The organism is Xanthomonas sp. NCPPB 2632 (genome assembly GCF_041228075.2).
Classification (GTDB): domain Bacteria; phylum Pseudomonadota; class Gammaproteobacteria; order Xanthomonadales; family Rhodanobacteraceae; genus Luteibacter.
This window is the reverse complement of sequence record NZ_CM192979.1, coordinates 3,008,333-3,021,236: the sequence shown is the minus strand read 5'-3', so window position 1 is coordinate 3,021,236 and position 12,904 is coordinate 3,008,333. Positions and strand designations below refer to the sequence as shown.

13 protein-coding genes and 1 tRNA gene are annotated in these 12,904 nt (G+C 63.3%); 8 read left to right on the top strand and 6 right to left on the bottom strand.

The features are described from left to right. Genes AB8808_RS12795 through AB8808_RS12775 form a run of 5 tightly spaced genes read left to right on the top strand, consistent with a single transcriptional unit; the run spans position 1 to position 5,126 of the window. On the top strand, positions 1–1,266 hold the full coding sequence (locus AB8808_RS12795; RefSeq protein ID WP_369929914.1) for an NAD(P)/FAD-dependent oxidoreductase: 1,266 nt from the start codon (positions 1–3) through the stop codon (positions 1,264–1,266). Beyond that, positions 1,263–2,033: a DUF1365 domain-containing protein gene (locus AB8808_RS12790; RefSeq protein ID WP_369929911.1), complete on the top strand. Its 771-nt coding sequence runs from the start codon at positions 1,263–1,265 to the stop codon at positions 2,031–2,033. Before AB8808_RS12795 ends, AB8808_RS12790 begins: the two co-directional genes overlap by 4 nt. Next, positions 2,030–3,265, top strand: a complete 1,236-nt coding sequence (locus tag AB8808_RS12785; protein ID WP_369929909.1) for a class I SAM-dependent methyltransferase — start codon at positions 2,030–2,032, stop codon at positions 3,263–3,265. Before AB8808_RS12790 ends, AB8808_RS12785 begins: the two co-directional genes overlap by 4 nt. After that, positions 3,262–4,050, top strand: coding sequence for a DUF1295 domain-containing protein (locus AB8808_RS12780; protein ID WP_369929906.1), 789 nt, complete (start codon positions 3,262–3,264; stop codon positions 4,048–4,050). Before AB8808_RS12785 ends, AB8808_RS12780 begins: the two co-directional genes overlap by 4 nt. Then, positions 4,047–5,126 carry an SAM-dependent methyltransferase gene (locus AB8808_RS12775; RefSeq protein ID WP_369929904.1) on the top strand — a complete coding sequence of 360 codons (1,080 nt, stop codon included), beginning with the start codon at positions 4,047–4,049 and terminating at the stop codon, positions 5,124–5,126. The genes AB8808_RS12780 and AB8808_RS12775 overlap by 4 nt, the downstream gene beginning before the upstream one ends. On the opposite strand, the gene AB8808_RS12770 is transcribed toward AB8808_RS12775, so the two are convergent. From AB8808_RS12770 to AB8808_RS12760, 3 genes are all read right to left on the bottom strand, one after another. Further along, positions 5,123–5,608 carry a low molecular weight protein-tyrosine-phosphatase gene (locus tag AB8808_RS12770; protein ID WP_354512669.1) on the bottom strand — a complete coding sequence of 162 codons (486 nt, stop codon included), beginning with the start codon at positions 5,606–5,608 and terminating at the stop codon, positions 5,123–5,125. The two genes, AB8808_RS12775 and AB8808_RS12770, sit on opposite strands and share 4 nt — an antisense overlap. A 9-nt stretch (positions 5,609–5,617) precedes the next feature. Further along, positions 5,618–7,030 (bottom strand): chloride channel protein, encoded by a 1,413-nt coding sequence (locus AB8808_RS12765; RefSeq protein ID WP_354512671.1) that lies wholly within the window; start codon positions 7,028–7,030, stop codon positions 5,618–5,620. A 133-nt stretch (positions 7,031–7,163) separates the two neighbouring features. Further along, positions 7,164–7,239 (bottom strand) — tRNA-Ala (locus AB8808_RS12760). 217 nt (positions 7,240–7,456) lie between these two features. Between AB8808_RS12760 and AB8808_RS12755 the strand changes: the two genes are divergently transcribed. The 3 genes from AB8808_RS12755 to AB8808_RS12745 all read left to right on the top strand — a co-directional run bounded on the left by AB8808_RS12755 (position 7,457) and on the right by AB8808_RS12745 (position 9,996). Continuing rightward, positions 7,457–8,734 (top strand): tyrosine-type recombinase/integrase, encoded by a 1,278-nt coding sequence (locus AB8808_RS12755; RefSeq protein ID WP_369929901.1) that lies wholly within the window; start codon positions 7,457–7,459, stop codon positions 8,732–8,734. A 138-nt stretch (positions 8,735–8,872) separates the two neighbouring features. After that, on the top strand, positions 8,873–9,274 hold the full coding sequence (locus AB8808_RS12750) for a BRCT domain-containing protein (RefSeq protein ID WP_369929899.1): 402 nt from the start codon (positions 8,873–8,875) through the stop codon (positions 9,272–9,274). Positions 9,275–9,561: 287 nt separating this feature from the next. Continuing rightward, a complete protein-coding gene (locus tag AB8808_RS12745) occupies positions 9,562–9,996 on the top strand; it encodes a hypothetical protein (RefSeq protein WP_369929897.1) in 435 nt (144 codons plus the stop codon). Between the two features lie 14 nt (positions 9,997–10,010). Here AB8808_RS12745 and AB8808_RS12740 read toward each other — a convergent pair whose 3' ends face one another. The 3 genes from AB8808_RS12740 to AB8808_RS12730 form a co-directional block, all read right to left on the bottom strand. Then, positions 10,011–10,358, bottom strand: a complete 348-nt coding sequence (locus AB8808_RS12740) for a hypothetical protein (protein WP_369929895.1) — start codon at positions 10,356–10,358, stop codon at positions 10,011–10,013. Between the two features lie 346 nt (positions 10,359–10,704). After that, positions 10,705–11,316 (bottom strand): hypothetical protein, encoded by a 612-nt coding sequence (locus tag AB8808_RS12735; RefSeq protein WP_369929893.1) that lies wholly within the window; start codon positions 11,314–11,316, stop codon positions 10,705–10,707. A gap of 703 nt (positions 11,317–12,019) precedes the next feature. Beyond that, positions 12,020–12,664, bottom strand: a complete 645-nt coding sequence (locus tag AB8808_RS12730; protein ID WP_369929891.1) for a HEPN domain-containing protein — start codon at positions 12,662–12,664, stop codon at positions 12,020–12,022. Positions 12,665–12,904 lie beyond the last annotated feature (240 nt).

Genomic DNA, 12,904 nt, shown 5'->3' with positions numbered 1-12,904 from the left:
ATGCGCATCGCTGTCGTCGGCTCGGGCATCGCCGGTCTTGCCTCCGCGTGGCTGCTGTCGAGGCACCACGACGTCACCCTGTTCGAAGCCAACGATTATCCCGGCGGGCACACGCATACCCACCGCGTCGTGCAGGGCGGGCGCGAGTACGCCGTGGATACCGGGTTCATCGTGCACAACCGGGCGCATTACCCGCTGCTGTCGGCGTTTTTCGATGAGCTGGGCGTAGCAACCCAGCCGACTACCATGAGCTTTTCGGTGCGCAGCGAGGCCAGCGGCCTGGAATACAACGCGGCCACGCTGGACACATTGTTTTGCCAGCGACGCAACCTGGTCTCGCCGCGTTTCCTTGGCATGCTGCGCGACCTGTTCCGTTTCTATCGCGAGGCACCGGCGTTGCTGGACATCGACGGGCAGGGGCCGTCGCTGGGCGACTACCTCCAGGTCCACGGCTACGGTGAGGCTTTCCGCGACGAACATCTCGTGCCCATGGCATGCGCGTTGTGGTCGTCGCCGTCGTCGTCGATCCTCGGCTTTCCGGCGAAGTACCTGGTTCGCTTCATGGCCAACCACCATATGCTGCGTATTGCGGGCCGCCCCGAATGGCGCGTGGTGGAGGGTGGATCGCGCACCTACGTGGATGCGCTGCGCGCCCGCTGGAACGTCACCGAGCGGCTGAACACACCGGTGGTGGGCGTGCGGCGTCACGCGGACTCCGTGGAGGTGATAACGCACGGTGGCACCCACGCGTTCGACGAGCTGGTGCTGGCATGCCACAGCGACCAGGCGCTGGCGCTGCTCGGGGACGCCGATGGCGCGGAGCGCGCCGTGCTGGGCGCCATGACCTACCAGCCCAACGAGACCGTGCTGCATACCGATGCCTCGCTGCTGCCACGCGCGCGCAAGGCGTGGGCCGCATGGAATGCCTTCATTCCGGCCCGCCCGGGCGCGGCCTGCACGGTCAGCTATTGCATGAATTTGCTGCAGGGCATCCAGGCGCCCGAACCGTTCGTGGTGACGCTTAACCGTACCGAGGCCATCGATCCGGCGCGCATCCTGCGCCGCATGACCTACCACCATCCGGTGTACACGCATGCCTCGGTGGCGGCCCAGGCTCGCCGCCACGAGATCCAGGGCCGGCGGCGCACGTGGTTCGCCGGCGCCTACTGGGGCTGGGGATTCCACGAAGACGGCATGCGCAGCGCCGTCGAACTGGCGCACGACTTCGATGCCGTGGTCGCCTGTCGTGCCGAGGTCGTGGCGTGACCACGTCACTTGCCAGTGCGGTGTACGAGGGCGTGGTGACGCACCATCGCCACGCGCCGCATGAGCATGCGTTCCGTTATCGCATGGCCCAGCTGTTCCTGGACCTGGACGAAGTGGACCGGGTGTTCGCCGGTCGCTGGCTGTGGTCGACGAACCGGCGCAATGTGGCCGAGTTTCGTCGGTCGGATTACTACGGCGACCCGGCCACGTCGCTCGCCGACGCGGTACGCGACCGCGCCGGCGAGGTGACCGGCCGCCGTCCCGCCGGTCCCGTGCGCGTGCTGACCCACCTGCGCTATGCCGGCATCGTCTTCAACCCGGTCACGTTCTACTACTGCTATGCGGTGGACGGCACCACGCTGGAATGCGTGGTCGCCGAGATCACCAACACGCCGTGGCGCGAGCGTCATACCTATGTGCTGCCGGTCACGGCATCCGGTGGCCACGCCATCGACGCCGACTTCGACAAGGTCTTCCACGTCTCTCCGTTCATGCCGATGGACCGCACCTACCGCTGGCGCTTTACCGCGCCGGATGTGCGGTTGAGCGTCCACATGGATGTACTGCGGAATGGCGAGCGCGAATTCGACGCACACCTGTCACTGCATCGCCGGACGCTTTGTGCCGCCTCGCTGGCTCGCGTGCTCTGGCGCTACCCGCTGATGACTGCACAGGTGGTCGGTGCCATCCACTACCAGGCCCTGCGCCTGTGGCTCAAGCGCAACCCCGTTCACGACCACCCGATGAAGCAAGGCTCACGATCATGAACCGCATCGCCCGCACGGAAGAATTCATCGCCGACTCGCGTAGCCACCGCTTTCTGCGGCGCATGCTGCTTTCTCGCATGGCCGGGCTGCGCCACGGTCGCCTCACCATCCTCGATGCGCTGGGTGGCACCACACTGGGCGAGTTCGTCGACGGCGCGCCCGATGTCCGCCTGGACGTGAAGGACATGGCTTTCTACCGCGCCGTGGCAGCCAACGGCAGTGTCGGTGCCGGCGAAGCCTTCATGGATGGCCAATGGACCTGCGACGACCTGGTCGGCCTGATCCGGTTGCTCGTGCGCAACCGCGACCGCCTCGACGGCATGGAAACCGGCCTGGCACGCGTGGGCGGCCTGGCGATGAAGGCCTGGCACGCGCTGCGCGCGAACACGCGCGTCGGCAGCCGGCGCAACATCGCCGCCCACTACGACCTCGGCAACGATTTCTTCCGCCTGTTCCTGTCCGCCGACCTGATGTATTCCTCAGCGCTGTGGGAGGGTGAAGACGACGACCTGGAAACGGCGTCCACCCGCAAGCTGGATCGCATCTGCCAGTGGCTGGACCTGAAGCCTGGTGACCGGGTGCTGGAGATCGGCACGGGCTGGGGCGGCTTCGCCCTCCATGCCGCCCGTCACTACGGCTGCCACGTGACCACCACGACCATCTCGCGCGAGCAGTTTGCCCTGGCCGGCAAGCGCGTCGCGGAAGCCGGACTGGGCGATCGTGTGACCCTGCTGCTGGAGGACTACCGCGACCTGGCCGGCAGCTACGACAAGGTGGTGTCGATCGAGATGATCGAGGCCATCGGCGCGGCTTACCAGGAAACCTATTTCGCCAAGATCGCCAGCTTGCTGCGTCCCGGCGGGCGTGTGCTGCTCCAGGCCATCACCATCGAGGATCACCGTTACGCGCAGGCCCTGCGCTCGGTGGACTTCATCAAGCGATTCATCTTCCCGGGCAGTTTCATTCCCTCGGTGCAGGGCATGCTCGAAGCGAAGACACGCGCATGCGACCTCGCGCTGGTGCGGCTGGAGGACTTCGGCGACTCCTACGCGCGCACGCTGCACGCCTGGCGCGTGCGGTTCATGGCGCGCCTGGCCGACGTGCGCGAACAGGGCTTCGACACGCGATTCATGCGCATGTGGGAGTTCTACCTCGCGTACTGCGAAGGTGGTTTCATCGAGCGATCCATCGGCGTGTCGCACCTGCTCCTCGAAAAGCCGAGGCTCGCATGAGCGTCTGGCATACGTTCCTTGTGATCTGGCTGGTGGCCGCCTGGGTGATGACCGCGGGCTGGGCATGGCAGTGGCGGAAGGAAAACGCCGGCATCGTCGATGTGCTGTGGTCGGTCGGCGTGGGCGGTTCTGCCGTGTGGGCAGCCCTGGCCGGCCCGGGCGCACCGCTTACCCGTGCGGTGCTGGCCGTGCTTGGCGGCGTCTGGGGTGCCCGCCTGGCATGGCACCTGTGGAAACGTGTCCGTGGCGAGCCGGAGGACGGCCGCTATCGCGCCCTGCGCGAACACTGGCAGGGGCACCAGGGCAAGTTCTTCGGGTTCTTCCAGTTCCAGGCATTCCTGGTGGCGATGTTCGCCGTGCCCTTCACGGCCGTGGCCGCCAACCCGGAGGCCAGCCTGCCGATGATCGCCGTGGCGATCGCGATATGGGTGATCGGCGTCGCGGGCGAGTCGCTGGCCGATCGTCAGCTGGCCCGCTTCCGTGCCGACCCGGCGCACCGGGGCAAGACCTGTCGCGATGGCCTCTGGCGCTATTCGCGGCATCCGAATTATTTCTTCGAGTGGCTGCACTGGTTCGCCTACGTGGTGCTGGCGGTCGGCTCGCCCGTGTGGTGGCTTGCCCTCAGTGGTCCGGTGGTGATGTTCCTGTTCCTGCGTTTCGTCAGCGGCGTGCCGTACACGGAAACCCAGGCGCTGCGTTCGCGCGGCGAGGAGTACCGCCGCTACCAGCGCGACACGCCGATGTTCTTCCCCTGGTTTCCTTCCCGAAAGAGCGACGACGCATGAACACGACAGCCGAAGCCAACGGTTATTCCCGCGAGGATCGCGCTGCCGGTGGCCTTCTCGGTCTTGCCGAGCGGGGCGTGCTGCCCGATGCCCTCATTCGCCGGGGTATCCGCCGCCTCTGCGCGGAGCGCCTGCGCGAGGAGGGCGAGGGCGGCCTGTCCGCCGTCGCCGCGCGCTACCAAAAGCGCATCGACGCGCTGCGGCAGAGCGCGGTGGCCGTGCATACCGACGCGGCCAACGGCCAGCACTACGAGCTTCCCGCACGTTTCTTCGAGCTGTGCCTTGGGCCGCGGCTGAAGTATTCCGGCTGCCTGTACCCGTCCGGTACGGAAAGCCTGGCGCAGGCGGAGGAGGCGATGCTGGAGGTGTACGGGCGCCGCGCGGAACTGGCCGACGGCCAGTCGATCCTGGAGCTGGGCTGCGGCTGGGGCTCGCTCACGCTGTGGATGGCGCGGCGCTATCCGAACGCGCGCATCACCGCGGTATCCAACTCCAGCGGCCAGCGCCGGCATATCGAGGCACGTTGTGCGGAGCTGGGCCTGGACAACGTCAAGGTCATCACCAACGACGTGAACACGCTGGAGCTGGACGCGAACGGCTACGACCGTTGCGTGTCGGTAGAGATGTTCGAGCACATGCGCAATTACGAGACGCTGCTCTCGCGCGTAGCCACGTGGCTACGTCCGGGCGGCAAGCTGTTCGTGCACATCTTCGCCCACCGCCAGTTCATGTACCCGTTCGAGACGGATGGTGACAATGACTGGATGGGTCGGCACTTCTTCACGGGTGGACTGATGCCCGCGTCGGACACGCTGTTGTGGTTCCAGCGCGACCTGCGCATCGAGGACCGCTGGCACGTGGACGGCACCCACTACGAGCGCACGGCCAACCACTGGCTGGCCAACCAGGATGCCGCGCGCGACGAGGTGATGACCGTGTTGCGCGAGGCGTATGGTGATGCGGCCGGGTTGTGGTTCCAGCGCTGGCGGATCTTCTGGATGTCGTGCGCCGAACTGTTCGGTTACGACCGCGGGCAGGAATGGCTGGTGGCTCACTACCGGTTCGTGAGGGGCTAGTCGACCGTTGCGCCTGCAGCGCGAAGCTGGCGAATGACGCCGTCTACGCCGCGTTCGATCATGTCGAACGCGTGCGTGAAATCCTTCGCCGAGCCGTACCACGGGTCTGGCACATCGATACCGTCCGCGTTGCCGGCAAAATCCATCAGCAGGCCGATCCTGTCCTCGGCGGCGTCCGGTGCCAGGCGACGCAGGGCCTGCACGTGACCCGCAGTCATGCCCAGAACCAGGTCGTAGTCGGTGAAATCCCTGGGTGTGACACGTCGGGCGCGGTGCGGCGGCATGGCGACGCCACGGCGCTTCAGTTCGGTCAGGGCGCGCGGGTCCGGTGGATTGCCGATTTCCTCGCCGGTGACGGCGGCGCTGTCCACGCGGACATCCCAGGACAACGCGGCGGCCTTGTGCACCAGCAGCGCATGGGCCGTGGGTGAGCGGCAGATGTTGCCCGTGCAGACGAACAGGACGGCAGGTGTATTTTTCATCGGGCGACCTTAATGCAAAGGGCGGTCGGGCACGAGGTCGGTCGGCACGTGCACGCCACGCCGTGCGATCTTCTCGGTCATGATCGTGTGCTGCATCAGCAGGCCGGAGACGAGATAGGCCGCCACGCTCGCCGCGAGCAGTGGCAGCAACGCGTGGGGCTGCATGGTGGTCTCGAACACGAACACCGCAGCGGTCAACATGGCGCGTGCCGCCCCGGCGAAAAGCGCCGCCATGCCCACGAGCGCCGCCATGCGCGGATCGACCTGGGCGATGGGCCAGTGGGCGAGGGCGATGCCGAGCAATCCGCCGAGTGCGCCACCGATGGTGAACAAGGGTGCGAGCGTGCCGCCCGATGTACCGCTGCCCAGCGCGATCGACCACGACACCAGCTTGGCGAAGGCGAGCAGGGCCAACGCGCCGAGACCGAGGTGACCGCCGATCACGGCGACGATGTTCTCGTAGCCCACGCCCAGCGTGGAGGGCACCAGGTAACCCACCACACCCACGGCGATACCGCCGATGGCCGGCCACCACATCCAGTGAATCGGCAGGCGCTCGAAGAGGTCTTCCAGACCGTATACCAGCCGGGTCACGCCGACGCCGATCACGCCGAACAGCAGGCCCAGCAGGGTGTAGACCGCCAGCGCCGTGACCGAGGCGGGCAGCAGCGCCGCCATCGGGAACACGGGGCCCGGGCCTTCGAGTGCGAAGCGGACGGCGGTGCCGGTCGCCGCAGCCATGGCGACCGGTACCAGCGAGCGCGCGCGACGCTCGAACAGCAGCATCTCGATGCTGAGCAGCACGGCGGCGAGGGGCGCGGCGAAGATGGCAGCCATACCCGCCGCGGCACCGGCCGCAAGCAGCGTCTTGCGTTCATCCGCGGTCACCGGCAGCAACTGCCCGATGAAGGAACCGAGGGCACCACCGGTGGCGATGATCGGGCCCTCCGCACCGAACGGGCCGCCGGTACCGATGGCGATGGCCGAGGACACCGGCTTCAGCCAGATCATGCGGGCGGGAATCCGGCTTTCGTTGGTCAGCACCTGCTCCATGGCTTCGGGGATACCGTGCCCGCGGATGGCTCGCGAGCCCCAGCGCGCCATGGCGCCGACGAGCAAGCCACCGATGACGGGAATCAGGATGACCCACACGCCGCGGTGGTTGTGCGCCGGGCTCACCCAGGTCGTGCTCCAGTCGCCGAAGAACGCCACATGCGTGACCAGTGCGATCAGCCGCGTCAGCGCATGGGCGATGAGCGCGACGAAGGCAGCCAGGGCCATGGCGATCAGCGTGGTGGCGACCAGGCGTCGGCGGACGCGCGGCAGCCGGCTGCGCATGTGTTCCTGCGCGAGCGTGGGGTCGAGCGAGGGCGCAAGTGGGATGGCCGCCCGGTCATGGGGCGGATGCAGGGGATCGGTCATGGTGGGTAGCCGAACAGGGATGCGACAAGGCTACGCGTTACCGCGCTTTGTAGCTGGCTGGCAGATGAACGACCTGTCTGAAATGAAAAAAGCACGCGGTGAAGGACACCGCGTGCTTTTGTCTGGAATGACATGGTGGAGCGGAGGAGGATCGAACTCCCGACCTTCGCATTGCGAACGCGACGCTCTCCCGGCTGAGCTACCGCCCCACTTGGAACGAATGATATCAGCCATCTGCTTGACTGCCAACCGGCGGCTGGAAAGACCTTGGACGCCGCAAAAGCCCGTCATATCAGGGTTGTGCTTACGACGGTGGGGACTGGCCCAGGATGGTGATTTCCTTCCGTCGACTGACTGCACTGGCTTGAACCAATTGATTGTTTAGGGCCGGCGGGGGCAATCTGGGGACGACTAGCGGAGACGGGCATGGCAGCGACCAAACGTGGCATGGGACTCGGCAAAGGACTTGAGGACCGCAAGGATCGTCAGTCGATTCGAGCGCGCACCCGACGCGCCGACGCAAGAGGCGAACTGCGTGACATCAGCCAGACGTTCCCCTATGACCCGGCGCTACCAGCCGGTCACCGGATGAGTCGTTTCAGTGCGATTGAAGCAGCCCGGGCCTGGATCACCGAGCAGCAGCGGGCGCTTCGACATGACAAGGCGCCGGTAGGCGAACGCGTCGTCGACCTGACCTTGGGCGATCTGCTCGACCGGTATGCCCAAGAGATCCAGGCGGGCGCCCCGGCGGGCGCCCATCATGTCCGCAAGAAGGGTGCAAAAAAGGAACTCTCGGTTCTTCGCGGATGGACTTCGACGTTTCCCGAGTTGATGGCGAAACCGTGCGATGCCGTCATCGAGGCCGATATCCGGCGAGCCATGCGGGTGCTCCAGTTCGAACTCGTCGCCGAAGACGGTACCCCGAACACGCTGATGCCGAGCACGATCAACCGCTGGGTCGCCGTGCTGTCGGCCGTGTTCAGCGCGGCCATCACGGAGTGGGACTTGCAACTGCGTAACCCGGTGCGTGGCCTCCGTGCCGCCCGGCCGGACAACGCGAAGCAGATGGACCGCGTCGGTCGCCTGATCACAGCAGATGAACTCGAAAAAGTGCTGGCCCATGTGCCGACCGCCTCGCCCGAAACGAAGGCTTGTTTGCGGTTCCTCCGGTGGTCGGGGTGCCGGCGGTCCGAAGCCGTCCGGCTGGAGTGGTCCGACCTCGATTGGTCCAAGGCCATTCCCGAAGTCACGTTCCGGGAGACGAAGGACCCCAGGGGCCGAATCCGGCATCGCACCATCCCCCTGGACGAGAGGGCCGTCGAGGCGTTGCTGACGCTAGTGGATGAGGGTAGGGGCCCGCCGACCGTGGGGCGAATCTTTCCGATGGCGGTGGACACGCCCACCCAAGCGTTTGAGCGGGGTTGCGCCAGGGCGGGTATCAAGGATGCGCGGCTCCATGATCTTCGCCATACCCGGGTGACGGAGATCGCCAGCGCGCTACCGATCCATGATGCAATGAAGATCAGTGGTCATCTGGATACCCGCACCCTAGATCGTTACTACCACCCGGACCCCCAGGATTTGGGGCGTCGGTTGAACCAGGCTCGGGGCGACGGGCCGAGTGAGCAGGCCAAGCTGATGGATGAACTGCGGAGGTTGGTGGCTGGGGCGACGGCGGGAGGGGTGCCTCCGGCGACCGATTAGCCTGGACTGCCGTGCTGTTAGAAAACGGATAGGATCAACTCTTGGACCGTTGTCAGCAATTCCCGGCGCTGAGCTTAGGCTTCAGGGGAGTCTGACCTCCAGTCGATACACGGATTGAAACATGAAAGGAGAGGGACAGTGCCGTCGGAAAAAGTCACTAGGATTTTGCGCAAACGTGGCGTCGCCGATGCCGACATCCTCGCCATGTTGGAATCGCAAGCGTGGGACCATGTTTATGCCACCAAGCCACCGAAACGCGAGAAGGGCCTGGAGATATGCTTTACGGGGTTCACTGACTCTGAAAAATCAGAGCTAGCCGACCTAGCCAAGCGAGGCGGGTTAACGGTGGTGACTAAGGTGACCAAGGCGTGCTTCATCTTGTGTGCCGGTGCCACGGCCGGCGCTAAGAAGATGAAGGAAGCAACCGATCAAGGCGTTCGGATCATCACGCGCGCTGAGTTGGAGAATTTCTTGTTGACCGGCGAATTGCTCAGTGATCCACAGACATCGACGGCTATCGAACCCGTCACTACCTATTGAGCAACTGGTCAAGGGCCTCCGACGGCCGCCCGTAAGCGGTCCCGATGCTAGTGCCGGGTTGTCCCGACGTTGAACCAATCGCTGCTCAAGGTCATCTGCCAACTTGGCAAGGTCGGTCAGATCCTGCCACGCACGTATGCGGTCCGAAAACGCGCATATGTTGGGCAGTATTTCGGCAAGACTTTGGCGATCCAGATTGGTGGAAAGTCGTCGTGCATAGGTTTCGAAAACTACTAAGCCCAGCTTCAACGGCATTCGAGCTCTTCGTAGCGGTTGTCGAAACAACGGTGGACGACGAAGGCGTTGAGACTGAACCTCCTAGGTATCTTGTCCTGTTAGGCGATCACGTAGTCAAATCTCACGATAGCGAGGGCGCCGCCTTGGCTAGCACGGTCGATTTGAATCGTCGCTATCGGGATGCCAGATTGCCTGCCCTAATCCGAAGGAAGCGAAAGTTCATCCAGCTAATATCCGTGACACTCGGTGCTTGGCTTACCGAAGTCACCGAATATTTGCGGGAACAGGATGAAACTGTTTCCATTCGAACAGTTTTTGAAGTCGCCATCCCGGGAACTGACACGACGACCCGTGCCACGCTGGAGGAGGCGATGGCAGTCATTGCTGCTTATGAAGAATGGTTGATGCGATTGCCAGCGCCGGAACCTCCGGAAGTAGGGCCGAACGGGCCGCGCGGGCGTCGTCCTCATCAAAGCCGGCAGTGAAGAGCCTATTGAGCTTAGTAAACGAAGATCATTCTTCCGTCTTCTTCCAATGAAGCAGAAGATGGTCGTCTGGCGTTTCCGGCTGAACTGTAAAGAACAGGCCAATCTTTGTAGGGAGGAAGTCCACCTGGACCAGTGGCTTGTTCATCGCCAGCATTCGCTTCGTTGAAAGAAAACGATTGCGCATTTTGCGTCGGTGCCCGAGCCCCTCCCCATCGAGCCTCATGAAGAGATAATGCGCGTTCGGCGCCCTTGGCGGCCTCATCAGGGTTATGACGAGCCAGAAGGGTTGTAAACGCAGCGGTCCAGACACGCTCACGGGCAGATAGGGAAGGGTTGGAAGGAATGGAGGTGGATTGCATAGCGAGTCTCCTAGGGTAGCCGCAACCTAGCGGAACCGGATGACCTGTCAAATTGGCCCGGACAAGGCCGCATCAATCCCGCGCTAGCCCCGTTCTACAACCTCTCCATTGTCATATCCGCTGTCAGCCACGCCAGAAAGTGCCTCGGGGATAATGAGCTTACGCGTCGGTCTGTGGTGTAGGAGAGCGAAGGTCGGGCTGAGCTCCCAGAAGCACGTTGACATGGGATGGTGGGCCTAGCTTGCCGGTTGCCCAGTTCACATGACACCCATTACGGGGACGCTGAGTAACGTCAGATGGTGCGCCGTGGTGGGTCCGTGGCGCGTCCGCCCCCTTTGCCGCTCGGCTAGCGCTGCTCCGTCGCATCCTCCCAGATGCGCAACGCCTCCCGCATCACCGCAACCAGCGGCTCCATGGCTGCCTTGCCCTCGTGCCAATGTCGGCCTTCATCCCAGATGGTTCGTAGCGCAATCCTCAACGGTTCGAAGCACTCGGCCAGGATGCTGGTGCGGGCGGGCGTTGAAAAATGCGTCACTCCTTCGGCGATGCCCAAGCCATCGAGGTGGCCGGTCAGATAAGCGGCCGTGAGCAACGGCTTGGTGGCCACCCTTACTCTGCGGATAAAGTCCGGCGCTGCCGCTGGAACGTCCCAGCGGATTCGTTTGGTGCGTCGAACAGGTGCAGGAAAATCAGCGATGTCCCGAGCGATACAGTTCTGAAAGTTGAAAAGCACGCCTGCGTAATCCCCGGCCCAGGCGCTCAACCGACACGCGGCATACTCATCCCAGATCGGATAGGCGAGATTCAACCAGGTGCGGCGCTGCCAAGCACGTCGCGGGGTGTCGAACAGGTCGAGCCACTCGCGATTCGATCGATAGCGGGCGAACACGACATGGGCCAGTTCGTGAACCAAGATGTTGTGCGCGAGATCCGGCTCTGAAGGGCGCAGCAAGGTCATGAGAAAGGCAGCGTCGAGGACTACGTAGCGATCGGGCCGATCGCCCCCGATGGTCAACACGCATCCCGCTGCCGTCCTTATCCACCCCTTGGAGGCTCGTAAGCCGACGGTGAGCGGTGATTTCGGACCCGATCAATTTGGGTGACGGTCGCTTCCAGATCGAACGTGACCGTCATCCCGTCCATCGCGGTCAGATCCCACTGCGCCGCGCGGCTCTCCACGATGACGCGGACGGCCCGCAGGAGCGCCCGGATCTCGCACGGGTTACGACCTCTACCCGAAAAGGTCAGGAGGCAGCGGCGCCTGGAGTAAGGGCGAAGGGACAGGGACAGGGGCCGGATGCGACATTTTGATGGCCTAGTTCTGGGCTCCCTGTAAGGCTCCGCATTTGGCCGCATTTGGCCGCAGGTCGGTCCAGGCGTCTTCTGGGACATAATCCGAAGGCTCCGGGAGATGAGTAATCTCAGCGTCATGGCGCGGCTGGCACAAGAGGCAGAGGTGTGCGTCCGGTAGGCCAGAAAGCATGCGTTACCTCATCGCGAGCCGCCTGAGCCATGCGCTTCGACCCCAACGCGAAGGCAAGGTCGTTGATGTGCAAGGATCGTAAACGGGCCTCATTACAATTCGAGACGAGGCTGCGTCGCCGAGGGCTTAGGCTTCCAAGTGAGATCTGCAACATTCAGAACGTAGATCTCGTTGGAAATCAAGATTTAACCTCACCGACCACTTGCTCGATTGCACCAATGAGCGATTCAACCCAGGTGACGTGATCTGTAACCATCGCATGATTGATATCGTTGTATTTCAGGCTTCGCGGCCGGGACGCGCGAGCGATGTCGCCTTCATGAACAATTTGATTGCGACGATGGACCAACGAATTTAGACGCGACTTGATGTCATCAGTTGAGGTGTTTAACTTCTCTGCTACGCGCGACCAAGGTTTCTCGATTCCAGCCCAGGAAAACGCACCTGCAACTTGTTCAAAAGACTGGAAGGTCTCCTTGAGTAAACGCTTCTGCATGGCGTTTTTTACTTTGACCCATGGGCGGGTATCTTTGCCAATTTTTCGTCCTTGAACTATCGCGTCCGCAAGAGACGCCACTTCGGTGAAAGGAAGATCGAGCTTTGCAAGAGCCTTCGGAAGGTCACCCTCCCTCCTTACATCAGATATACGTCTGTAAACGAGCCAGTGCATGTGAGAGTCTATCGCAGTCACTGCCATAACCAGTGCCGAACGTCGCAAATCGTTTTTAACCTTACTGTCCGGAATGTCGTGTTCTGCAAGATCAAGCAACCGCCGACTGCGGCGAATACAAGCAGTGGACGCGTTGATGGGGTGGAATGGCATAGTTAACCAGTCTCCGTTAAATAACTGCGCTTCTGCCGGGCGGCGATACCGGAAGGATAGCGATCATTGACCATGCAATGATCCGCATAAGCGGCAGGCTGACCCTACAACGAAAGGTGCTGGTCAATATCAGAATCGATAGCGTGCCTCCCGGTTGTCGAACCGAAAAGGCGCCCATGGAGAATGCTGCGAGCTTGGTAAAAGTGCGAGATAGCGGATATTCAGCATCGCGATGGCTCT